Genomic DNA, 20,689 nt, shown 5'->3' with positions numbered 1-20,689 from the left:
ACAGGCGAAGGCCATCAGGTCCGGTGGCGGGCGCGGGCATTCTTCGAACTCTGCTAGTCGCCAGGCGAGAAAGTCGCTTCATCCCGGAACCTCCCAAAAGGAGCTTTCCATCCCTGTTTCTATTGTATACCTTTTTCGCCTGAAAGGAAACGAGGAAAGCAATGCCTTACGATCCTGCGACGATTGAGCCCAGCTGGCAGGCGATCTGGGAAGAGAAGAAGTGTTTTCGCGCGGAAGACGGGGGAGACCGCCCCAAGTTCTATGCGCTGGACATGTTTCCCTACCCCTCCGGCGACGGGCTGCATGTAGGCCACCCCGAAGGCTACACAGCCACTGATATCGTTTCGCGCTTCATGCGGATGCGCGGCTACAATGTTCTTCATCCCATGGGATGGGATGCCTTCGGCCTGCCTGCCGAAAACTATGCCGTAAAGACGGGAACGCACCCCCGGACAACCACGGAAAAGAACATCGGCAATTTCCGTCGCCAGTTGAAGATGTTCGGCTTCAGCTACGACTGGGATCGCGAGTTCGCAACCACGGATCGTGACTACTACAAGTGGACGCAGTGGATTTTCACCCTTCTCTATGAGAAGGGACTTGCCTACGAGGAAAAGGTTCCGGTGAACTGGTGCCCCGAACTGGGCACGGTGCTGGCCAATGAAGAAGTAATTGACGGCAAGAGCGATGTGGGCGGGCATCCCGTTGAGCGTCGGCCTATGCGCCAGTGGATGCTGAAGATCACCGAGTATGCCGATCGCCTCCTGGAAGACCTGGAGGATCTCGACTGGCCGGAGTACATCAAGGACCTTCAGCGCAACTGGATCGGGCGCAGCGAAGGCGCGGAAGTGGACTTCGGGGTTCCGGAACTGGGCGAGAGGTTGCGGGTCTTTACGACGCGCCCGGACACCCTTTTCGGTGCGAGCTACATGGTGATGAGTCCCGAGCATCCCTGGCTCGAGAGGATCTGCACGAAGGAATGTCGCGAGACCGTGCTTGCCTATTGCAAGGAGGCAGCGGGCAAGAGCGACATGGACCGACAGCTTTCCAAAGAGAAGACGGGAGTTTATTCCGGCGCCCATGCGATCAATCCGGTCAATGGCGAGAGCATTCCCATCTGGGTGGCCGACTATGTGATGATGGGCTACGGGACGGGAGCCATCATGGCAGTTCCCGCACACGACCAGCGGGACTGGGAGTTTGCCCGCAAGTTCGAGCTTCCCATTGTGGAAGTGATCAGCGGTGGCGATATTGAAACCGAAGCCTGGTCGGGTGACGGCAAACTCATCAACTCGCCTCTCATTGACGGGCTCGGGGTAGAAGAGGCTAAGAAGAAGATTACGAACTGGCTTGTCGAACAGGAATTGGGCGAGTCTGCAGTTCACTACAAGCTCCGCGACTGGCTCTTCAGTCGGCAGCGATACTGGGGAGAGCCTTTCCCGCTCCTCGAGCAGGAAGACGGGAGCTATCGCTCTCTCGGACTGGATGAACTCCCGCTCACTCTTCCCGAGGTGGATCGTTACGAGCCTTCGGGCACGGGCGAGGGCCCGCTTGCCACGATCAGCGACTGGATTTCTGTGGAGGATCAAGTCACCGGGAAACCGGCCCGCAGGTCGAGCAACACGATGCCGCAGTGGGCGGGCAGTTGCTGGTACTATCTTCGCTTCCTCGATCCCCGCAATCCGGACGAGGCCTGGAGCCGCGAGAAGGAAGAGTACTGGATGCCCGTGGACCTCTATCTCGGGGGAACCGAGCATGCGGTCCTGCATCTTCTCTATGCCCGTTTCTGGCACAAGGTGCTTTATGATCTGGACCTTGTCAGCACGAAGGAACCCTTTCAGAGGCTGCGCAATCAGGGAATGATTCTCGGCGAGAACGGCGAGAAGATGAGCAAGAGCCGCGGCAATGTGGTCAACCCCGACGATGTGATTCACGATTTCGGTGCGGATTCCCTGCGCCTCTTTCTTATGTTCCTCGGACCTCTCGAGCGAGACAAGCCCTGGAACACTTCGGGCATCGAGGGCATTCATCGCTTCCTGTCTCGTGTCTGGAGACTCATTCTTGATGAAGAGGATGAACTGCACGCTTCCATTTCGGATGCCCCGGCCGATGAGGAGACCCTGCGCATCCTGAACAAGACGATCGATGCGGTGACGACGATGACCACAGATCTTCGCTTCAATACGGCGATCAGCCAGATGATGGTCTTCGTCAACGAGATGATGCCCCGCGATCAGCGGAACCGCCAGGCTATGGAGAGTTTCCTGCTTCTTCTGGCACCCTATGCGCCGCATCTTGCCGAAGAACTCTGGCAGCGGATGGGCCACAACGATCCTCTTGCTCTGGAACCCTGGCCGGAAGTGGATTCCGCCTGGCTTGTCGAGGAAACGGTAACCGTGGTTGTGCAGGTCAACGGGAAGCTTCGTGACCAGTTTGATTTGCCGGTGGATGCCGACGAGGCTCTGGTGATGGAGTTCGTGGAGAAGAGCGAAAAGCTCCAGCCCTGGCTCGAGGGCAAGAAGATCGTGAAGACGATCTTTGTCCCGGGGAAACTGGTCAACCTGGTGGCGAAGTAGCTACCACTCACTGCGGAGAATGGCGTAGAGGAAGTGGTCCTTGCGCCCTTCCTCGTCGGGGGAGTAGGCAAGCAGGGTTCCCTCCCTGCGCATGCCGAGCTTTTCAGCGATCCTCTGGCTGGCGATGTTTGTGATGTCACAACTCAGCCAGACTCTCTCCAGATCCAGTTCCTCGAAGGCGTGGCCAATCAGTAGCCCGGCTGCACGCGTACAGAGCCCCTGCCCTGAACGGGAACTTTTCATCCAGTAACCGATTTCTGCGTCCTTGAAACGGGGGCGAATCGCATGAAGCCCAATGACTCCGAGAAAGAGCCGGTCTTCTGGTCGGAAGATGCCCCGGTGAAGGGCCTCGCCCTTCCGGTTTGAATCCAGAGCGTATTGCAGAAATACCCTGGCAGATTGAAGATCATAATCAGGGCCGGCCCAGGGGGCGAAGGGCATGAGTTCGGCCAGGCTCTCCTGCACTCCGTCCCGGATGGCCCGTGCATCGGACATGCGGAGGGGAAGGAGAAGGACCTTGGGGTCGGCAAGATGGGTGTCGGGACTCATGAACTTCCTTCTTCCCTGGCCAGTCCGATGCCCGTGAGCATCCAGAGCAGAAGGATGACTTCTCCATCGCCGAAGTACCATTCAAAAAGCCCTGCCACAAAGAAGGCTGCCCAGGCAGCGAGGACTCCCATAGTCCATTCGGAAGCAAGCGGAGGCGCTCGCCCTTCAGGATTAGTAGTCTGCCATCTGGCGTACAATAACTGCGGGATTCGAAAGAGAAAGAGCAGGACAAGGAAGAGTCCGGGAATCCCCCAGAGAACGGCAAACATGACGAGGTTGCTGTGGAGGTGGCCGTAGACCACGACATTTTCCTTCTCGTCTTCCTGAATGTAGCGCCCGTGAATTTCCTTGAGGTCGCAGTCGCCGAAGCCGGTCAGGGGACGGTCGCGGACCATCATTGCTCCGACCTTCCACATGTGCAGGCGTTGCCATTCGCTCTTGTAATCTTCTCCGCCCCGGAAGCTGGAGAGAAAGCGGTCCTGATAATGAGACGGGAGCAGAAGCCCCGTCAGAAGAAGCCCGAGAAACAAGAGAGGAAGGGCTCGCCGTTTTCTCAGGAAGATCAGAAAGATCAGTCCCGCCAGAAAGCCCAGCCAGCAGGAGCGGGTTTCCGTCAAAAGCAGTGCCAGCATCACGGGAAGAAGCGCGAGAAAGAAGCGTGCTTTCTTCCACTTCCATTCACCGGCAAAGAGGAAACCGAGAAGAGTCACTGCGCCCATGGCCATCAATGCGCCAGCTGTCATGGGATTCGTGGTCAGGGAGACGCGCGTGGAGTTTTGAAACTCCAGGGGTGTGGGGAAGTAGCCGAACTTCTGGGGCAGGGCCAGAAGGGAAGCACCCACGATGCCAAGAAGCAGCGCCAGAAGGTAGTGCTTGCGGCGTTCTTCTCCGGAGGCGGATTCAGCCAGCATCCAGATGAGGGGAAGTGCCAGCCAGCGCTTGAGATGAAACACGCTTTCCAGGCGGTTTTCCGCGAAGGGAAGGCTCAGGAAGATCCAGGCAAGAAAGAGCAGGAGGGGAATCTCCAGGCCCGTAAGCGGAGGCCTTCGCCCGCGGAAAAGCCCGGCGAGCCATGCCAGAATCGCAAGAGCGCTTGCCAGTTGAGCCAGGGCAATCGAAAAGGGCAGGCTTGCCAGAGCCAGAAGAAGAAAGGCGTGCTGAATCCGCTCACTCATTCCGGGCCACTCACATTTCCACAATGAGAGTCGAAGCCTCCCCGCCGCCGATGCACAAGCTTGCCAGTCCGCGTCTGCCGCCTTCCTGCTTCAGGGTGTGGAGAAGGGTCACCAGGATTCGTGCGCCACTTGCGCCAATGGGATGTCCGAGTGCCACGGCACCGCCCCGGGGATTGACCTTTGCCGAGTCCAGTTCCAGCAGTTGCGCATTGACGAGAGAGACCACGGCAAAAGCCTCGTTGAGTTCAAAGGTGTCGATGTCTCCTGCCTCCAGGCCCGCCCGTTCGAGAGCCTTTTGAACCGACTTGGCCGGCGCCGTCGTGAACCACTCCGGGTCCTGGGCTGCGGATGCCTGGGAGACGATTTTCGCCAGCGGTTTCAGTCCGCGCTTTTCCGCCTCCTCGGCCGCCATGAGAAGAAGTGCCGCGGCTCCGTCGTTGATGCTGCTGGCATTGGCCGCCGTCACAGATCCCTCGGGATCGAAAGCAGGCCGCAGGCTGGGGATTTTCTCAAAGCGCACGCGCCCGGCTTCTTCGTCTTCCTCCACGATGAGGGCATCGCCTCTTCTTTGGGGAATTTCCACGGGAACGATTTCTTCCCGGAAGAGCCCCTCGGCAATGGACTTCTGTGCGCGACGATAGCTCTCTTCGGCCAGACTGTCCTGCTCTTCGCGACTGAGCTTGCATTCCCGGGCGCAGAGCTCGGCGGCATTCCCCATGTGGTAATTGTGATAGGGATCCCAGAGACCGTCGTGAACCATTCCGTCCTTCATCTTCCAGTCGCCCATTCTCCGGCCTTCACGACTGCCGTCGAGATAGTGGGGTACCTGGCTCATGTTTTCCATGCCGCCGGCGATCACGCAATCAGCGTCGCCGCAGGCAATGGCCTGTGCGGCAAGCATGACGCTCTTCAGCCCCGAACCGCAGACCTTGTTGATGGTCATGCACTCAACCGATGTGGGAAGGCCCGCAGCGAGAGTGGCCTGCCGGGCGGGAGCCTGTCCCATGCCCGCGGGAAGGACGCAGCCCATGATGACTTCGTCTACATCCTCTCCCGGGACTCCCGCTCTTTCGAGCGCGCCTTTTATGGCAATGGCGCCCAGCTTGGGGGCCGGAACCGTGGACAGGTTTCCCAGGAAGGAACCGATGGGAGTTCTTGCGGCTGACAGAATGACAACATCACGGAGAGTATTCATGCTACCTCAATTCTGACCATGGCGGTGAGGGATGTCATCCTAGCGAAAGTCTCTTCCCCTTGCAAGACTCGCCGCTTGATTCCCGGTGAAAGAGTGGATAGCTTCATCGCTTCGGAAGGAATCCAGATGAGAAGGAAAGATCGACACGAGGAAAGCCTGATCCTCCCCGGGGTGAGGGCCGGCTCGGTGAAGGAGGCCTGGAAGCTGGCCTATCCCACCGTGATTGGCCAACTCTCGGTGACGGTCATGTGGACCGTGGACACGATCCTTCTCGGCCATGTGGGCAAGGTGGAACTGGCGGCGGCCGGTTTCGGCGGAGTTTTGATCTGGACCCTCTATACCTTCTTTGTAGGAACGATCGGTTCCGTGAACACCTTTGTCGCGCAATCCAAGGGCTCGGGCAATTCGGATCGCTGCCCTCACTTTGCCTGGCAGGGTCTCTGGCTTGCCCTGATTTCCGGGCTGATTCTGGGACTGATCACCTGGAAGTTCCAATGGATCCTGGCGGCCGCCCGCCCGGCACCGGATGTGATCGAGGAGTGTCTTCGCTACTCGCGTGCACGGCTCTTTGGCGCCTTCTTTCTGATGGGCACTTTTACCTTCCACAATTTCTTCCGTGGCGTCGGCGACATGAAGACCCCGATGCGCATTGCCATTGCCAGCAACCTGATCAATATCCTGCTGGATCTCGTTCTGATCTATGGCTGGGGTCCTTTCCCGCGCCTGACCACGCTGGGGGCGGGGATGGCAACGGCCATCGCGGATGTGTCTGCATTTTTCATGGGAGCCGCTGTCTTTCTCGGCCCGACTCTTCACCGGAAATACTCCACCCGCATCAATCGAGCTTTCCGCCCTGCCTTGGTCGGGCGTATGCTGAAGGTCGGCCTTCCCATGGGCGTACAGGCCTTTCTCGATATGGGAAGTTTCGCGGTCTTCATGACCATCATGGGGCGGCTGGGCACCACGCAGCTGGCGGCCAGCCAGATTGCCCTTCAGCTTTTGAGCTTCACCTTCATGCCGGCCGATGGAGTCGCCAAAGCGGCCACGACTCTGGTGGGACAGTACATCGGTGCGGGCAAGAAGCACTTGGCCGAGAAGTCAGGCTGGATTGTGGTGAAAATGAATCTCGCCTATTCACTTTTCATTGCGGTCTTTTTTCTTCTGGCCGGCGAATGGCTCTACCGCCTGTTCACCAATGCCGAAGATGTCATTCGTGCGGGAATGGCCATTATTCCCCTGATCGCTCTTTTCCAGTTGGTCGATGCTGTTCAGATGAGCTACTCCGGCTCCCTGCGAGGGGCCGGCGACACCCGTTTCACGATGTATGTCTATGCGGGAAGCTCCTGGCTGGTCTTCGTGCCACTGGCGCTCCTCTTTGCCTATCCTCTGGGCATGGGCATGGCCGGCGGATGGCTGGGCGGAGTGATCCACTTCACCCTGGTGAATATCGTCCTGACCTGGCGATTTACACGGGGCGCCTGGAAGTCCATCGAGATCTGATTTCTCCTCAAGTTTCCAGCAGGAACACCGATACCTATCAATGATACCCGAGACTCTCCGTCGGAGTGTTTCGCATTGATCCCCGGGAGGCATCATGAGGTTCCTGCGTTTCCTGTTCCTGATCGTCTTGCTCGCTTCGCCGGCCATGGCCGAGGTCTATACCTCGAACTGTGAGGGTGTCATGAGCTTCACCTATGACGCCAACCCCAACGGGGTATTCCCCGATGAAAGTGGATACGGGGACTTCGTCAGCATGGATGGAAGCTACTGGATGCTGCTCGGTTTTCCGCCGGCCGACGGGGAGGATTCCGACTGGTATGTGAATCCCCAACTGGATTACACCGGGCTGATTCTGGGAATGTATCCCTTTGAGATGACGGTCAATGAAGAGGGTGCGAGGGCTGTCCTGCAGGGGCAGGTGATTGCGGAAAAAAGCTGGGAAGAGATGGGCTACCTCTGGATCGCGGGCTTTGGCGTACACATGGGCTGCTACCCGACTCCGGCCGATGCCTTTCCCGCCGACCCGGATCGACTCGTCGGCGCTTACGCCAGCGATCTCGACTCGGACGGCCAGACGGATACTTTTTGCGAGATTGCAGGCAATGGCGGGGTCCACCAGTATGAAGGCGATCACTTCCGCAGCTTCACTTGGCTCTCCCTGAACAGCGAAACGGTGACCGGGAGTTTTGCCGACTGGCTCGACGAGAAAGTCCCCGGACTCCCCACAGACCTGATTCGTGAACTGGGCCTGGAGTTCTTCGCGGACATCGAAGCAGGCATCTTTGCTCTCGGCGGTCCGGTCTCCGGTTATGATGCGGTGGGAAGCGGACTCTTCTCCTATACGGTCACCGCCGTGGAGACGAATACCTTCGTCGAGGAGTCCAGCTGGAGCCGACTCAAGGCCAGCTACTAGGGCGAATAGACTTTCAGGGCCTCTGCCAGCGCTTCGAGCGCAAGGCGGAGGTCTTTTTCATTCAATACATAGGCAATGCGAATCTCGTCGAGACCGAGACCTTCGCTCGCATAGAAACCGGCGGCGGGAGCGACCATGAGCGTGCTTCCCTTGTGGCGGAAATCGCTCAGGAGCCAGGTGGAGAAGTGTTCCGCGTCTTTCAGGGGCAGGCGGGCCACCGTGTAAAAGGCGCCTTCGGGGCGGTGGGCCATGACCCCGGGAATCGCCCGGAGTCCTTCGTAGAGACAGTCCCGTCGGCGGGAGAACTCCTCAAGCACCCGGTCCAGATAATCTCCCTTTGCATTGAAGGCTGCTGCCGATGCCATCTGGTCGAGAGTGGGGGGACAGAGGCGGGCCTGCCCGAAGCGAAGGGCGGAGTCGAGAATCTCCGCATTGTGCGTGGCCAGATATCCGACCCTTGCGCCACAGGCGCTGAAGCGCTTGCTCACGCTATCAAGCATGATCACCCGGTCCTCGACTCCTTCAAGATGAAAGGCACTCGTAAAGGCTGCGCCGTCGTAGACAAACTCGCGATAGACCTCGTCTGCCAGAAGGTAGAGACCCTCTTCAGAGGCCAGATCGGCAAGAGTCTGCATCTCGTCTCGTGAGTAGACCACTCCCGTTGGATTGCCGGGGTTGCTGAAGAGGATGGCGCGGGTTCTGTCGTTGATCCGCTTGCGGAACTCCCCGGGAGAAGGCAGGCGGAATCCATTCTCCACATTGGCGGGAACCGCTACGATCTTTACGCTCGCCGCCGAGGCAAAGCCCAGGTAGTTCGTGTAGAAGGGTTCGGGTACGAGAACCTCATCGCCGGCATCGCAGGTAGCAAGAAGGGCGAAGAGAATGGCCTCGCTTCCTCCCGTGGTCGTGATGACCTCTTCAGGCGATAGCTCCACCTTCCAGGCTTTCCAATAGTCGGCCACGGCTTTGCGAAACTCGGGAATCCCGGCACTGGGGCCATAGGCGAGAACCGGATCCCGGTAATTGCGATAGACCTCGAGCATCTCCGGGGGAGTCTCGATGTCGGGCTGGCCGATATTGAGATGGTAGACCTGCGCTCCGGAGGCTTTTGCCTCTTCGGCAAAGGGGGCCAGCTTGCGGATCGGGCTGGCCGGAACCTGATGTCCGCGGTCGGAGAGTTTGACTTCGCTCCTCATCCTCGCACCTCGCTTTTTAACAGGGTAGGAAAGGAGGGGCTCTTTTTCCAGCCTTCTTTACCTTTCCGCCTTTTCGTCAGACAGGGCAGGAAACAGGACACAATGTCATGTTGTTGTACGGACAGCTTGGCAGGAATCTGCTGGTCTTTGGCTCGGTCGGATAGCAAGAGAGGCGTATTTCTTTGCAAAATCGCGAGTTACGATCTTGTTTCATTATTGGCACCGGAAATGCGATAGGGGGGCCTGAGACGAGGGCTATGCCCATACACAAAAAGGAGAACCCCATGACGATGGTCAAATACAATCCCCGGATGATGAACCCCTCACGCGAGATGGATCGGCTTTTCGACAGTTTCCAAGCTTCCCGCAATTGCGACTGCTCGCCGCTCACGGACATCCTCGAGAGCGATACCGAGTTTGAGCTGCAGGTCGAGCTTCCCGGTTTCGAGAAGAAGGATCTCACGATCCGCACCGAGAACCAGGTGCTGATCCTCAGTGGCAAGCGCGAGCAGGAAGAGGAGAGCCGCAAGGCTCATCGCCAGGAGCGTCACTTCCGCGGCGAGTTCGAGCGTCGTTTCCGTCTTCCCCGCGAGACCGACAGCGAGAAGGTCCAGGCCGAGATGAGCCATGGTCTTCTCACGGTGAAGATTCCCAAGAGTGAGCAGATGATCGGTCGCGAGATCGAGATTTCCTAGAGAAGTGCAATTCCCCCTTACGCAGGCCCCCGCCATTTGGTGGGGGCTTGCTTTTGTTTTTCGCTTCGACTAGATTGGATGCCCTCGGGCCCATAGCTCAGCTGGTAGAGCGCTGCGTTCGCAATGCAGAGGTCAGGAGTTCGACTCTCCTTGGGTCCACCATCGTGGGCGGTTAGCTCAGGTGGGAGAGCGCATGCTTCACACGCATGAGGTCACTGGTTCGATCCCAGTATCGCCCACCCCACGAAGGCCCCTTCGCAAGAAATTGCGGAGGGGTTTTTACTTTCCTTCCATTTCCCCTGAGGCGGCGATGGTGCTGGTCAGTGGTTGTCACTTCTCCGACTGCCACTACATCAATGCGGTCGGGTGGACGCAGAAGAGAATCGAGAAGCTCTGGAACCGTCTGGAACGACTGGGTATTCGCCCCGAGCGCATGCAGTTGGAATGGATCTCGGCTGCCCCACTGCTTGACAGGGTAAGCCGCGCTTACTAGTCTGCCTCCGAAATCCAATGCCCCGAGGGTTTCGGGGGACCTGAACCTGCATGACTAAGGAGAACAAGCATGCGGAAACTGATGTTGAGCCTGCCTCTTCTCACTCTTCTCGCCACGGGAGTTCTTGCCGAGATCGTCTTCAATGGAGACGCCATCGTGCGCCCCCGAATCGACAGCAAGGCGAACTGGGGCGATTCACTCGAAACGTCCGATACCTATGTCCTCTACCGTGCGCGCCTGAACGCCAAAGCCGACATCGGTGGCGGCTACTACTTCAACGGACGCCTGGGCACGAACAATGACGCCTACTGGACCGGCAAGTTCGGCGACAACATTGGCGATGATGCCACCGGAACCGATGCAACTGCACGCGGCGGCATCAGCTGGATGGAACTCTACTTCGGCTACAAGTCCGACAGCTACAGCTACCAGATGGGGCTGCTTCCTCTCTCCGATTTCGCCGACCCGGCTCTCGACCTGCACCGCTATCCCGATTCCCCCGTGGACCTTCCCTGGGTCATCTTAGGCCGCCATGCGGCAACCGGCTTCGTGGCCAACTTTGCGGGCCTGAATGCCTACCTGAGCCTCGATGACAATGTCACCAACAGCAGTGATGATGGTGCGACGACCACCGAGTTGAAAGACGAGAAGACCTTCGGCGTGAACTACCATCTCGGTCTGGCCGGCTTTACCTTCACCCCTCTTTACATGACGACCATGGCCGATGATGGCAGTGCCGCTCCGACGACCTATGGCATCGGCTTCTCCGGTCTCAGTATCTCCGGTTTCGATCTCTCCGCGCACTATTACATGACGAAGAACGAGGCGGACGACACGACCCTCTACGATGGCAACCTCATGCGTTTCAAGGCTGCCGGCAATGGCTTCACCCTCTGGTATGACATTGCCCAGTACAACGAGGGCGACCCCGCGACGAGCTATGACTTCTCATACATCTGGGCCAGCTATGAGCACACTCTTTACAGTGGCGAGCATGGTTCCTTCAGTGTCAGGCCCACCTATCGCCTGGCAACCAAGACCAGCGAAGGCATGGATGATGAGAGTCGCAACAAGATGGAAGTTACTTTCCTGATGAAGTTCTAGCGCATTGGATGGAATGAAAAAGCCCCGGGAAACCGGGGCTTTTTTTTTCTTCGAGTGGAGCTACGGGATCAGTAGAGAGCCTTGAGCACAGACCAGGAGCTTCCCTCGACGGCCGTGTCATCGCGGGCGAAGATCTTGCCCACCCAGCGGCTGTGATAGCCGTCGGGAAGGTCGAGCGCATCGCTGGAATTGATGGTGAATTGCAGGGTCCACTCCAGATCGGCCAGTGGTCCGAGATCAGCGCGTCGACTTCCATCGGTGAAGAGGCAATTTCCCAGAAAAGTTCCGATCCCCATGACTTCACTGTGAATCAGGGTTCCCTCCAGAACCTGCCCGGAGAGAATGGAGACGCCGTTTTCTGCGGTCTCCAGACCCTGTTCGGGAGAGGAGCCGTACTGGAAGTCGAAGCTCTCGTCCTGAAGCATGGCCACCGAACCGCCGACGATTTCATAGCGTCGGCTGAAAGCGGTTCCTTCCTTGGATGTGATGCGCATTCCCATGACTACCCAGGTCACCTCATAGCTATCAAAATCCAGTTCCAGAGGTGGGTTTTCCGGCTGGTCCGGAGTCAGGAACCCCAGGGCACTGAACTCCCCGTCCACCTCGATGCTGTCAGTGAAGGAATAGCCTTCTTCAAAGAGGCTGTAGCAAACTTCTTCGGCATAGAGAGATGCGGGCAAGAGAACTGCTACTGCAAGAATCGCAAGAGTTCTTCGTTTCATGCCTGACCTGCTTTCCCGAGTCCACCCGGAGTCTAGAAAATCGACTTGATTCGACTCCAGGAGCTGGCGAGTGTCGCCGTTCCCTCTTCCGACCAGATTTCTCCATTCAGGGAAAGGTCATAGCCTTCCGGGACGCTCGGATCTCCCGGAGGAATGAGGGCTCCCCCGAAGGCATAGGCCACGGAGGAGAAGAAAGAAAGAGCCGTTCCACCGCTGAGAGCAATGTTTCCCTCAAAGAAACCCATATTGAGTTCGCGGTAGAGAACCATCGTAAAAGCAGAGAATTCGCCGGAGAGCCAGAGCAAGCCATCGGTGAAAGTGGAGGGGGGATTCCCGATGTCGTGCGGCTCACTCCAGTCGGAGTTCTGCTGCCAGTCTTCGTAGATCGAGAGAACTCCCTGCTCGAAACTGATCACCGAGGAAGAGCCGTCAAAGACCTCGCCCTCGGAAATGAGACCTGTCACACAGAGAGTATATTCGTTTGCATCGGAGTCGTAAGGGAAATTGGCGTGAGGTGCCGTGGCATTGATCACGCGGGTAATAAGATGTATTTCGTCGCCGGGGTCCGAAGACTCGAAGCCGTTTTCCTCGTAGCCGAAACCCTCGAAGAAGAGGATTACATTCTCGGCGCTAACTGAACTAACAGCAATGAACAGGAAAACAAGAAGTGTCAGTGCCCGCATGATGAACCTCTCCCGAAATACATCCTCCTGCCGGAAAATGGCAGAAACTCCATACTTAATTATCCCCGATCTGCTCCCTGAAATCAAGCCGCTCAGCCCAATTCAGGTAATCGTCCCTACATCTTCGATGGAAAGAACCAAGCCCTCGGGGTTCTCACTGGGATGCAGCTCTTCCAGTAAGTCCATGCAGTCATTGACCTTGGAGCTATTCAGGATCAGGAGGCATTCTCCGCTTTCCTCCAGTTTCTAATTCCAGAAATAGAGGCTCCGGGCTTTGGGGAGAATCTGTGCGCAGGGCACCAGCCTTGCCTCGACCAGCCTGCGGGCCAGAGTCTCGGTCATTTCCATGTCGGGCGCAGAACTCAGGATGATATTCAGGTCGCTGGGTCGCATTCCTCTTCCTCCAGTGTAAATCCCCGTCGATAGGCAGAAGTCGCTGCATCGGGTATATCCAGAAGCCCGGCCAACTCCGCAGCCTTGAGTGCAAGTCCCTGAAGAGCCAGGCGCACGCAAAGTCCCTCCTCCAGACAATCAAGGGCCAGCAGGGTCGGGCGGGCATCCCCGGTTCGGGATTTCCCTTTCTTGACCCGGGTGATTTCCAGACTCTCCCGTGCGAGAAGTTCCCGGCAGCGCTCTTCCAGATCCGCCGGGATGCTCTCCAATGGGAGAATCATTTCAAGGCTCTCAAGGCGTGTTCTCATGGGGCTGCTTTCCCCGCAGACAATGTCCAAAATCTCAAGACCGGGAGGCAGGATCGGGCGAAGACGCGCGAGGATTTCCTCCTTGGGAACCTGGCGCTTCAGAAGAAACTCCAGTTGCTCACCCCGGCTTTCCATTCCCTGGGGAAGAGCCGGCGTGAAGCTGATTCTTGGGTGGGGGTGATAGCCCTGAGAGTAGAGAATGGAGAGCCCGGCGCGCCGCAGACTGCGCGGCCAAAGGCGAAGAAGATCCAGATGGCTGAGGGAAGTTGCCGGATGAGACTTGGAGTAGAGAATCCGACAGCGGTAAGAACCCGTCTCCACTTCCGGAAGGGTCTCTTCGGCGGCCTCCTCCATTTCCCGGTGAAAGTTCAGCCGCTCGGTTTTCATGGCATCCAGATCGCAGGCCACTCCGCAATGATAGCAAAGCAGCGCGTCATCGAGTCCCTTCTCGGCCTCCTCTGGCGTTGCAGGGTGAAGGAGCTTGCCCCGCGGTTTCGAGCAGGGAGGTGAGAGACGATCCCGCATGCTTCGCTGATACTCCCGAAGAAGGAAGACCTGCTCCACTCCCGGATCGAGGTGATCCCAGGGAAGGCGGGAATCGACGGGCAGGGTGCCCAGGTAGGGGCCGGGATCCAGGCCCTCTTCTTCCAGAGCCTCCTTCCAGAGCGCGGGACGAAAGTGCTCATCCCAACTGTCAAAGCGGCAGCCCTTCCTCCAGGCCTTCTCCACGACCGTCGACAGTCGACGGTCTCCCCGACTGAGAATGGCTTCCAGTTCGCTGGTCTTGCGGTCATGCCACTTCAAACCCAGCCCGGCTCTGCGGGCGGAATACTTCAGCGACTCCTGCTTTCGAAGCAAGTCGTCGGGGGATTCCATGGCGCACCACTGGAAGGGCGTGTGAGGCTTGGGGATGAAGTTGGAAACCGATACCGTTACTTCAGCGCGTCGCTTGCGTTCGGGCATGTTCAAGCCCACTTCACGACAGTTCTTCCCCATGTCCACGATGCCAGCTACATCTTCCCTCGTTTCTGTGGGAAGGCCGATCATGAAATAGAGCTTCAGGTGATTCCAGTCTCGCTCGAAAGCCCGTCGGGCGCTTTCGAGAATCATCTCTTCGGTGATGTTCTTGTTGATGACATCCCGCAAGCTCTGGGTGCCGGCCTCCGGTGCCAGGGTCAGGCTGGTGGCACGGACCTTTGACAGGTCATCAAGGAGGCTCTCGGGCAGACCATAGGCCCGGAGGCTGGATAGGGAGAGGCTGACGCGCTCGGGCTCCAGGCGGCGGCTCAGTTCCCGGACGAGGGGAACGATGGCGCTGTAATCGGCCGTGCTCAGGCAGGAAAGACTGACCTCATCGTAGCCGGCCTCATGGATACCCTTGAGAACGGTGTCGATCACCTGACTCGGCGGGCGTTCTCGCACCGGTCGGTAGATCATCCCCGCCTGGCAGAAGCGACATCCTTCCGTGCAGCCTCTGGCCAGCTCGATGGCATGGCGATCGAAGATGGCCTGATTGTCTGCTACGGGAGTGTCCGTGGGGAAGGGGTAATCTGCTAGGTCGGCGACCTGGGCTCTTGTGACAGGAAAGGGAAGTTCCTGGTCTTCCGGTTTGCGAATACAGACCAGTCCCGAGAGAGGATCCTCTTCCAGCGAGTAGAGCGTTGGCACATAACGGCCGTCTCCGCCGAGAGCCAGGCGTCGCAGAGCCTCCTTACGAGGGACTTTGTCTTTGCGCAGGGAAAGCCATTCCTCCAGGATTTCCTGAAGTGCCTCTTCGCCGTCCCCGATCAGAATCAGGTCAAAAAAGTCTGCGACGGGTTCAGGAGAAAAACAGACCGGCCCTCCGGCGATGACCAGAGGATCGTCGTCGTTTCTCTTTTCGCTGTGCAGGGGAATGCCGCAAAGATCGAGCATGGTCAGGACATTCGTGTAGCTGAGTTCATATTGAAGCGAAAAACCCACGACATCAAATTGGGAGAGAGGGCTGGCAGTTTCGAGACTGAGAAGAGGAAGCCCGGTACTTCGAAGTTCGCTTTCCATGTCCGGCCAGGGACAGAAGGCCCGTTCGGCCGCCAGACCTTCGCAAGCATTGACCCGGGAGTAGAGGATCTTCATTCCCATGTGGCTCATTCCCAGTTCATAGACCTCCGGGAAGCAGAGAGCCACACGACCCCGTAGATCGCCGGGATCCTTGACACACTCCTGAAATTCACCTCCGCGGTATCGTCCCGGTTTCAGGACGCGCGGGAGGATTTCATCGTATGGATGACTCATGAAATGCCCCTCTCCTGCCGGGAATATACCAAGGCTTTGGCAGGAGGGGAAGGTGGCAGCCCGGTGGATCAGGCGCCGGCGTTCTCTTCCTCCAGCAATTCAAGAAAAAGTTCCTCCATGGCATTGCAGGCCGTCAGGACTTTTCGCGCCTTGAGAAGTCCGGTGGCCTCTACCAGTTCACCCACATTCTTTTCTCCCTCTTCCAGCAGATGGATCATCCGGGTTCTGCGAGGATTGCTCATGACCTTACAGAGAGAGGAATGTAGCTTCAGAAGACGATCTTCTTCGAGTTTCAGTCGGTCGGAATGGTGTTCTTCCATTTCGAGCTCCCATTTGAGGAACAAAGAAGCATTCCCCGCAGAGGAAGAAAATGTCAAGAGGCGAAGATTTCTTGCTCTGCAGTACTGCCTGTGATAGATTCTCTGCGTCCACACAGACTTGGTGGCCAAGGGCTTTTGCCTGCGGCATAATAGGGAAGCGCGGTGAAAATCCGCCACGGTCCCGCCACTGTGATGGGGAGTTTGCCACAAGCCACTGGAGTACCGGGAAGGCGGCGACTGGAACCTCCCTCAGTCAGGAAACCTGCCAGGATCTGCGTCCACCATCTCCTTCGAGTGAAAGGAGTGGGAGGCCTTGCGTTTCCTCGGCATCCCCGGATTGATTTTTCTTTTCGGCCTTTCGGCTTCCGCCGAAGAGCGGATCCATGCCTGGTCCGATTCTGTTTATGTCATGCCTGCCATTGAAGTTCGGGCAGAGGCAGTCGAACAGTTCGCCATCCGGGAGGCCGAGAGCATTGCGCGGGAAGTGATTCTCCCTTCGCAGAGTCCTCACCGTTTGCCTCTGCCCGAAGAGTATCTGAAAGAGGCGGCCGGGCTGGAGCTTCGTCGTTACGGAGGGCTTGGTGCCTTCAGCACCGCAAGCCTCCGGGGCTCGAGCGGGCAGGAAGTGGCCGTCTATCTCGACGGCGTGGATCTGCGTCATCCCATGAGCGGCAGCACTCTTCTGGGCGATCTGCCTCTGGCCGGGGTCGAGAGAATTGAAATCTACCGGGGTTCTTCCCCCGGGGAACTGGGTGCCGGCGCTCCGGCGGGAACCATTCATGTACTCAGCGGAGATGCAGAGGGCCGGCAACTTGCCCTTGGAACAGGCAGCTACGGATTGACCCGCGCCAGTTTCTCGACCCGAGCCCGGGGACCCTGGGGAAGCCGGGCTTCGATTGCTGCCACCTGGCTTTCCAGTGAATCTGACTTCCAGTACCTTGACCGACGGGGAACAAATCACAACAGCGAGGATGACACTCTTCGGCTTCGCAGGAACGCCGACTTTCGCGGTGCCGATCTTCAGACTCGCCTGAGCCGGGGAAGCACCGACGATCGCACGGGTCGCTGGCTCCTCAGTGCCCGTTTTCTCTATCGTGAAAACGGGATCCCGGGCAGCGAATCCCTGCCCAGCGATTCCACCCGTTCCCGCCGCATCGGGCAGGACTATCGCCTGGGCTGGAAGAGCGGGCTGGTCTTTCAACAGGCACGACTGGAGGGTCTGATCTGGCGGAGGGATGCCCTCACCCGCTTCCTGAACCCTGCTTCGGAGACCGGTCCCTTCCTCAATTCCGATGAAACTCTTGACCAACTGATGAGCGAGGGCAGTCGCCTTCGTCTGGACTGGTACCGACTTCCCTTTCATCTGCTTCTCAATGCCGAACTGCAAAGAGATCGCTTTCTTCCCGAGAATCTGAACCCTCGCAAAGGCAAGGGTTATGAAAGAAGGCGCGAGACGGGGAAGTGGTCAGCGGAATCGAGACTGGAACGGGGACGCGTATTTGCGAGCTTTGCCTACGGAGAAGATACTCTCTTTGACAACTATCATGGCCCTCCCAGCCTGCCCTGGCTCCCGGGAGTCGAAAAACCCCGGCGTGAGACTTTTTCCCGCTTCCGCCGATCTGGACTTCGCGCCGACCTCTACCGGGGGCGCCTCCTGGAAGCGAAACTCAAGGCAAACCTCCATGAAGGATACCGCCCTCCCAGTTTGCTGGAGCTCTTCGGGCAGGATGTCTCTGTCGAGGGAAACAGCAATCTCCTTCCCGAACTGGCCCTGTCCCGGGATCTGGGACTCCTGCTTCAACTGGAGGGCGAAAGGGGCGAACTGTGTCTGGAGGTCTTCTTCTTTGACCGGGAAATGGAACAGCAGATTCTCTTCCTTCGAAACAGCCAGAACTCCGTGCGAGCAGAGAACCTGCAGGAGAGCCGGGTGCGAGGTCAGGAGTTGAGCCTCTCCTTTCGCTCCCGCTCCTGGTCAGGACGCCTGAATGCCCACTGGCAGGATGCCCGGGATCGGGGGGACAATCCCGTCTATCGTAACAAGTCCCTGCCCTATCGTTCTCCCCGGAAGGTCTTTGCCCGCCTCGCTCGCCGGATGAAGTGGCTGTCCCTCTTTGCGGAGCTGGAATACCGCGACGAGGTTTTCACGGACCGCTACAACGATCCCGAAAAAAGCCTGCCCGCCTCGACACTTCTGGGTGCCGGGGCTTCCCTGCCCCTGGGGGAAACATGGCGGGCGAGTCTTGAAGTCATGAACCTGGCCGATCAACGCTGTGAGGATATCCTCGGCTATCCCCTGCCCGGCCGAAGCTGGACCCTGAACCTGGAATGGAAGACACCATGAAGATCAAACTCGATCTTTGTCTGCTCCTTTTGCCCCTGCTTCTTCTTGCCGAAGACCGGGTCCATGCAAGCTGTACGGATTATTCCACGGGGATGCTGAGTGCTTTTGCAGCGGAAAATCCCTGGACCGTGTACAGCGATCTTCTTTCCCTGCATTCCGATGCCGTATTGCGCTGGCAGGGCGGGCAACTATGCGTCATCCACCGGATGGGTGCCGACAATATTCAGGTGATCGATCCGGACAATGGCTATGAAACACTCAGCCAGTTCAGCGTCGGAACGGCATCCAATCCCCAGGATCTCGTGGTCTACGGGGAGAAGGCCTGGGTAAGTCGCAATGACGAGAACCTGCTTCTTCAGGTCGACTGGCCGGAAGGAACGGTCTGTGGCGGCATTGATCTTTCTGCCTGGGCCGATGCCGATGGTCTGGCAGAGCTTGGCTGTATGGCCAGAGTCGGCGACCGGCTCTTTGTTTCCATCCAGCGACTGGACCGGGATTATTGGTGGTTGCCGGTGGGAGACAGTTATCTGGCCGTTGTGGACCTGCCCAGCGAGAGCCTCCTCGATGTAGACCCCGTGCAGGAGGGAGTGCAGGCCGTCCGGCTTCCCCTGAGCAATCCTGTCGGGGAGATTCAGGTTTTTCAGGGCCAGCTCTATCTTTCCTGCCCTTCTTCCTATGGGCTCCTTGATGGCGGACTTCTGCGCGTGGATCCCGAGACCTTTGAATGCACGATCCTGGCGAGCGAAGAGGAGTTGAATGGAGATCTCGGGGATCTGGCCATTGAGAATGAAAGCCTGGCCTATGCCATCGTCGGGGATGCCTCCTTCAATACGCACCTCTATCGCCTGGATCTTGGCGCTTCCACTGCGCCGGAACTATTTGTGGCGGGCGCAGGCTGGGTCTTCACGGATCTGGAAATCCACGAGGATCAACTCTATGCCACCGACCAAAGCTGGGGAGCTTCGGGTGTGAGGATCTATGACTCCGTCAACGGGGACCTTCTGCGGGACACCTTCTCCCTGGGTCTTCCTCCCTATGACCTTCTCGCCCCCGAGAGCGGGGATACCGGAAGCGGGGAGGCACCTGAAACCGGAGGGAAGCTGTCGGCCTGGCCCAATCCCTTCAACCCGCAGGTGAGGATTAGCTGGGACGGGATGCCCGAGGGCCCGGCCCGGCTGGAGGTTTTTGATTCCTCCGGTCGCAGGGTGGCGAGCCTGCTTGAGGGTTTCCAGGAAGGACGGGGAAGTGTCGACTGGCGGAGCGAGGATCTTCCCGCGGGAGTCTATCTGGCAAGGCTTGTTTCCGGGGGAATGCAGAAGAGCATGAAACTGGTTCTGGTCAAGTAAGCGGCTTCTTCAGGCTCCGGGAAGATGGCGCTCTGCGTGATAGCTGGATCGCACAAAGGGCGCGGATTCCACGATCAGGAATCCCATGGACAGGGCCAGCTGTTTCAGCTCCTCAAATTCCTCGGGAGGAAGAAAACGCTCCACCTGCAGGTGTTGGCGTGAGGGTGGCAGGTATTGACCGAGGGTCAGGACCTCACAGCCGCTTTCCAGAACTCTTTCAAGAGCGGACAGAAGCTGGAAGCGGCTTTCTCCCAGACCCAGCATCAGGCCGCTCTTTACACGCAGAGGGTAGTGCTTCTTCCAGGAATGGGCGTGGCGGAGAACCGAGAGGGAACGCTCGAAGTCCGAGTCCGTGCGAACGCTTCGGTACAGCTCCGGAACCGTCTCGACATTGTGACTGAAGACCGCCGGCCTTTCCTCAAGAACACGGTCGAGAGCTTCCGGGTCTCCCTGAAAGTCGGGGGCCAGCGTTTCCACGCTCACGGAAGGCTCGAGCGAGTGGATGGCCCGGATAGAAGCGGCCCAATGCCCGGAACCTCCGTCGGGAAGGTCATCCCGGTCTACGCTGGTGAGAACCACATGGCGACACTTCATGCGGGCAACGGCCTCGGCAAGTCGGGCCGGTTCCCCGGCGTCCAGTGCCTCCGGCTTGCCCTTGCCGACGCTGCAGAAGCTGCAGTGGCGGGTGCAGGTGTCGCCGAGAATCAGAAAGGTCGCGGTTCCCGCGTTCCAGCACTCGTGGAGATTGGGGCAGTTCGCATCGCGGCAGACGGTGTTCAGGGAGAGGTCTCCGAGCAGCTTTTTCAGCTCCCGGTACTCCTCGCCTGTTTCCAGTTGAACCCTCAACCAGTCCGGTCTGCGTTTCTGTTCCCGCATTCTGCCTCCCTGCCCAATGTAGTTCCGGGA

General features: G+C 58.3%; 18 protein-coding genes, 2 tRNA genes and 1 riboswitch. Of the genes, 10 read left to right on the top strand and 10 right to left on the bottom strand.

All coding sequences use genetic code 11. The features are described 5' to 3' along the window. The first annotated feature begins 161 nt into the window (after positions 1–161). The gene (leuS, locus tag QGH30_07180; protein ID MDP7022115.1) at positions 162–2,576 is read left to right on the top strand and encodes a leucine--tRNA ligase; all 2,415 of its coding nucleotides are present in this window, start codon (positions 162–164) and stop codon (positions 2,574–2,576) included. Here leuS and QGH30_07175 read toward each other — a convergent pair whose 3' ends face one another. From QGH30_07175 to QGH30_07165, 3 genes are read right to left on the bottom strand one after another with little or no spacing between them, the layout of a single operon-like run. Next, positions 2,577–3,125: a GNAT family protein gene (locus QGH30_07175; protein ID MDP7022114.1), complete on the bottom strand. Its 549-nt coding sequence runs from the start codon at positions 3,123–3,125 to the stop codon at positions 2,577–2,579. Next, positions 3,122–4,300 (bottom strand): O-antigen ligase family protein, encoded by a 1,179-nt coding sequence (locus QGH30_07170; GenBank protein MDP7022113.1) that lies wholly within the window; start codon positions 4,298–4,300, stop codon positions 3,122–3,124. Before QGH30_07170 ends, QGH30_07175 begins: the two co-directional genes overlap by 4 nt. 10 nt (positions 4,301–4,310) lie before the next feature. Continuing rightward, entirely contained in the window at positions 4,311–5,495 is a 1,185-nt protein-coding gene (locus tag QGH30_07165; GenBank protein ID MDP7022112.1) for an acetyl-CoA C-acetyltransferase, read from the bottom strand. 126 nt (positions 5,496–5,621) lie between these two features. On the opposite strand from QGH30_07165, the gene QGH30_07160 reads away from it, so the two are divergent. Further along, positions 5,622–6,995 carry an MATE family efflux transporter gene (locus QGH30_07160; GenBank protein MDP7022111.1) on the top strand — a complete coding sequence of 458 codons (1,374 nt, stop codon included), beginning with the start codon at positions 5,622–5,624 and terminating at the stop codon, positions 6,993–6,995. 94 nt (positions 6,996–7,089) lie between these two features. Beyond that, entirely contained in the window at positions 7,090–7,908 is an 819-nt protein-coding gene (locus QGH30_07155; protein ID MDP7022110.1) for a hypothetical protein, read from the top strand. Here QGH30_07155 and QGH30_07150 read toward each other — a convergent pair. Then, entirely contained in the window at positions 7,905–9,104 is a 1,200-nt protein-coding gene (locus tag QGH30_07150; protein MDP7022109.1) for a pyridoxal phosphate-dependent aminotransferase, read from the bottom strand. The two genes, QGH30_07155 and QGH30_07150, sit on opposite strands and share 4 nt — an antisense overlap. Positions 9,105–9,388: 284 nt before the next feature. Between QGH30_07150 and QGH30_07145 the strand changes: the two genes are divergently transcribed. The 5 genes from QGH30_07145 (at position 9,389) to QGH30_07125 (ending at position 11,396) form a co-directional block, all read left to right on the top strand. Continuing rightward, the gene (locus tag QGH30_07145; GenBank protein MDP7022108.1) at positions 9,389–9,799 is read left to right on the top strand and encodes an Hsp20/alpha crystallin family protein; all 411 of its coding nucleotides are present in this window, start codon (positions 9,389–9,391) and stop codon (positions 9,797–9,799) included. 86 nt (positions 9,800–9,885) lie between these two features. Continuing rightward, a tRNA-Ala gene (locus tag QGH30_07140) sits at positions 9,886–9,961 on the top strand. A gap of 4 nt (positions 9,962–9,965) precedes the next feature. Beyond that, positions 9,966–10,038 (top strand) — tRNA-Val (locus QGH30_07135). 26 nt (positions 10,039–10,064) lie between these two features. After that, positions 10,065–10,292 (top strand): hydrogenase iron-sulfur subunit, encoded by a 228-nt coding sequence (locus QGH30_07130; protein MDP7022107.1) that lies wholly within the window; start codon positions 10,065–10,067, stop codon positions 10,290–10,292. 69 nt (positions 10,293–10,361) lie between these two features. Further along, positions 10,362–11,396: a hypothetical protein gene (locus QGH30_07125; GenBank protein MDP7022106.1), complete on the top strand. Its 1,035-nt coding sequence runs from the start codon at positions 10,362–10,364 to the stop codon at positions 11,394–11,396. Between the two features lie 68 nt (positions 11,397–11,464). Here QGH30_07125 and QGH30_07120 read toward each other — a convergent pair whose 3' ends face one another. The 5 genes from QGH30_07120 to QGH30_07100 form a co-directional block, all read right to left on the bottom strand. Then, complete coding sequence (locus QGH30_07120) at positions 11,465–12,118, bottom strand: hypothetical protein (protein ID MDP7022105.1); 654 nt, start codon at positions 12,116–12,118, stop codon at positions 11,465–11,467. Positions 12,119–12,150: 32 nt separating this feature from the next. Then, a complete protein-coding gene (locus QGH30_07115) occupies positions 12,151–12,801 on the bottom strand; it encodes a hypothetical protein (GenBank protein ID MDP7022104.1) in 651 nt (216 codons plus the stop codon). A 246-nt stretch (positions 12,802–13,047) separates the two neighbouring features. Further along, on the bottom strand, positions 13,048–13,194 hold the full coding sequence (gene cutA, locus QGH30_07110) for a divalent cation tolerance protein CutA (protein ID MDP7022103.1): 147 nt from the start codon (positions 13,192–13,194) through the stop codon (positions 13,048–13,050). Continuing rightward, positions 13,176–15,776 (bottom strand): TIGR03960 family B12-binding radical SAM protein, encoded by a 2,601-nt coding sequence (locus tag QGH30_07105; protein MDP7022102.1) that lies wholly within the window; start codon positions 15,774–15,776, stop codon positions 13,176–13,178. The genes cutA and QGH30_07105 overlap by 19 nt, the downstream gene beginning before the upstream one ends. Positions 15,777–15,844: 68 nt before the next feature. Then, on the bottom strand, positions 15,845–16,096 hold the full coding sequence (locus QGH30_07100; protein MDP7022101.1) for an ArsR family transcriptional regulator: 252 nt from the start codon (positions 16,094–16,096) through the stop codon (positions 15,845–15,847). Between the two features lie 102 nt (positions 16,097–16,198). Then, positions 16,199–16,381, top strand: a riboswitch (cobalamin riboswitch). Positions 16,382–16,409: 28 nt separating this feature from the next. Here QGH30_07100 and QGH30_07095 point away from each other — a divergent pair. Together QGH30_07095 and QGH30_07090 are read left to right on the top strand one after the other, a co-directional pair. Beyond that, positions 16,410–18,437 carry a TonB-dependent receptor gene (locus QGH30_07095; protein MDP7022100.1) on the top strand — a complete coding sequence of 676 codons (2,028 nt, stop codon included), beginning with the start codon at positions 16,410–16,412 and terminating at the stop codon, positions 18,435–18,437. After that, on the top strand, positions 18,434–19,783 hold the full coding sequence (locus QGH30_07090; protein ID MDP7022099.1) for a T9SS type A sorting domain-containing protein: 1,350 nt from the start codon (positions 18,434–18,436) through the stop codon (positions 19,781–19,783). The genes QGH30_07095 and QGH30_07090 overlap by 4 nt, the downstream gene beginning before the upstream one ends. A gap of 9 nt (positions 19,784–19,792) precedes the next feature. Here QGH30_07090 and lipA read toward each other — a convergent pair whose 3' ends face one another. Further along, positions 19,793–20,659, bottom strand: a complete 867-nt coding sequence (gene lipA / locus QGH30_07085) for a lipoyl synthase (GenBank protein ID MDP7022098.1) — start codon at positions 20,657–20,659, stop codon at positions 19,793–19,795. Between the last annotated feature and the right edge of the window lie 30 nt (positions 20,660–20,689).

Source organism: Candidatus Krumholzibacteriia bacterium (genome assembly GCA_030748535.1).
Lineage (GTDB): Bacteria > Krumholzibacteriota > Krumholzibacteriia > JACNKJ01 > JACNKJ01 > JASMLU01.
This window is presented reverse-complemented; position numbering and strand designations above follow the sequence as displayed.

Coding starts and splice junctions, on each gene's coding strand:
- QGH30_07115 (MDP7022104.1), bottom strand. CDS start 12,801: ATGCGGGCACTGACACTTCTTGTTTTCCTGTTCATTGCTGTTAGTTCA.
- QGH30_07160 (MDP7022111.1), top strand. CDS start 5,622: ATGAGAAGGAAAGATCGACACGAGGAAAGCCTGATCCTCCCCGGGGTG.
- cutA (MDP7022103.1), bottom strand. CDS start 13,194: ATGCGACCCAGCGACCTGAATATCATCCTGAGTTCTGCGCCCGACATG.
- QGH30_07105 (MDP7022102.1), bottom strand. CDS start 15,776: ATGAGTCATCCATACGATGAAATCCTCCCGCGCGTCCTGAAACCGGGA.
- QGH30_07155 (MDP7022110.1), top strand. CDS start 7,090: ATGAGGTTCCTGCGTTTCCTGTTCCTGATCGTCTTGCTCGCTTCGCCG.
- QGH30_07175 (MDP7022114.1), bottom strand. CDS start 3,125: ATGAGTCCCGACACCCATCTTGCCGACCCCAAGGTCCTTCTCCTTCCC.
- QGH30_07165 (MDP7022112.1), bottom strand. CDS start 5,495: ATGAATACTCTCCGTGATGTTGTCATTCTGTCAGCCGCAAGAACTCCC.
- QGH30_07120 (MDP7022105.1), bottom strand. CDS start 12,118: ATGAAACGAAGAACTCTTGCGATTCTTGCAGTAGCAGTTCTCTTGCCC.
- QGH30_07090 (MDP7022099.1), top strand. CDS start 18,434: ATGAAGATCAAACTCGATCTTTGTCTGCTCCTTTTGCCCCTGCTTCTT.
- QGH30_07145 (MDP7022108.1), top strand. CDS start 9,389: ATGACGATGGTCAAATACAATCCCCGGATGATGAACCCCTCACGCGAG.
- lipA (MDP7022098.1), bottom strand. CDS start 20,659: ATGCGGGAACAGAAACGCAGACCGGACTGGTTGAGGGTTCAACTGGAA.
- QGH30_07100 (MDP7022101.1), bottom strand. CDS start 16,096: ATGGAAGAACACCATTCCGACCGACTGAAACTCGAAGAAGATCGTCTT.
- QGH30_07125 (MDP7022106.1), top strand. CDS start 10,362: ATGCGGAAACTGATGTTGAGCCTGCCTCTTCTCACTCTTCTCGCCACG.
- QGH30_07170 (MDP7022113.1), bottom strand. CDS start 4,300: ATGAGTGAGCGGATTCAGCACGCCTTTCTTCTTCTGGCTCTGGCAAGC.
- QGH30_07150 (MDP7022109.1), bottom strand. CDS start 9,104: ATGAGGAGCGAAGTCAAACTCTCCGACCGCGGACATCAGGTTCCGGCC.
- leuS (MDP7022115.1), top strand. CDS start 162: ATGCCTTACGATCCTGCGACGATTGAGCCCAGCTGGCAGGCGATCTGG.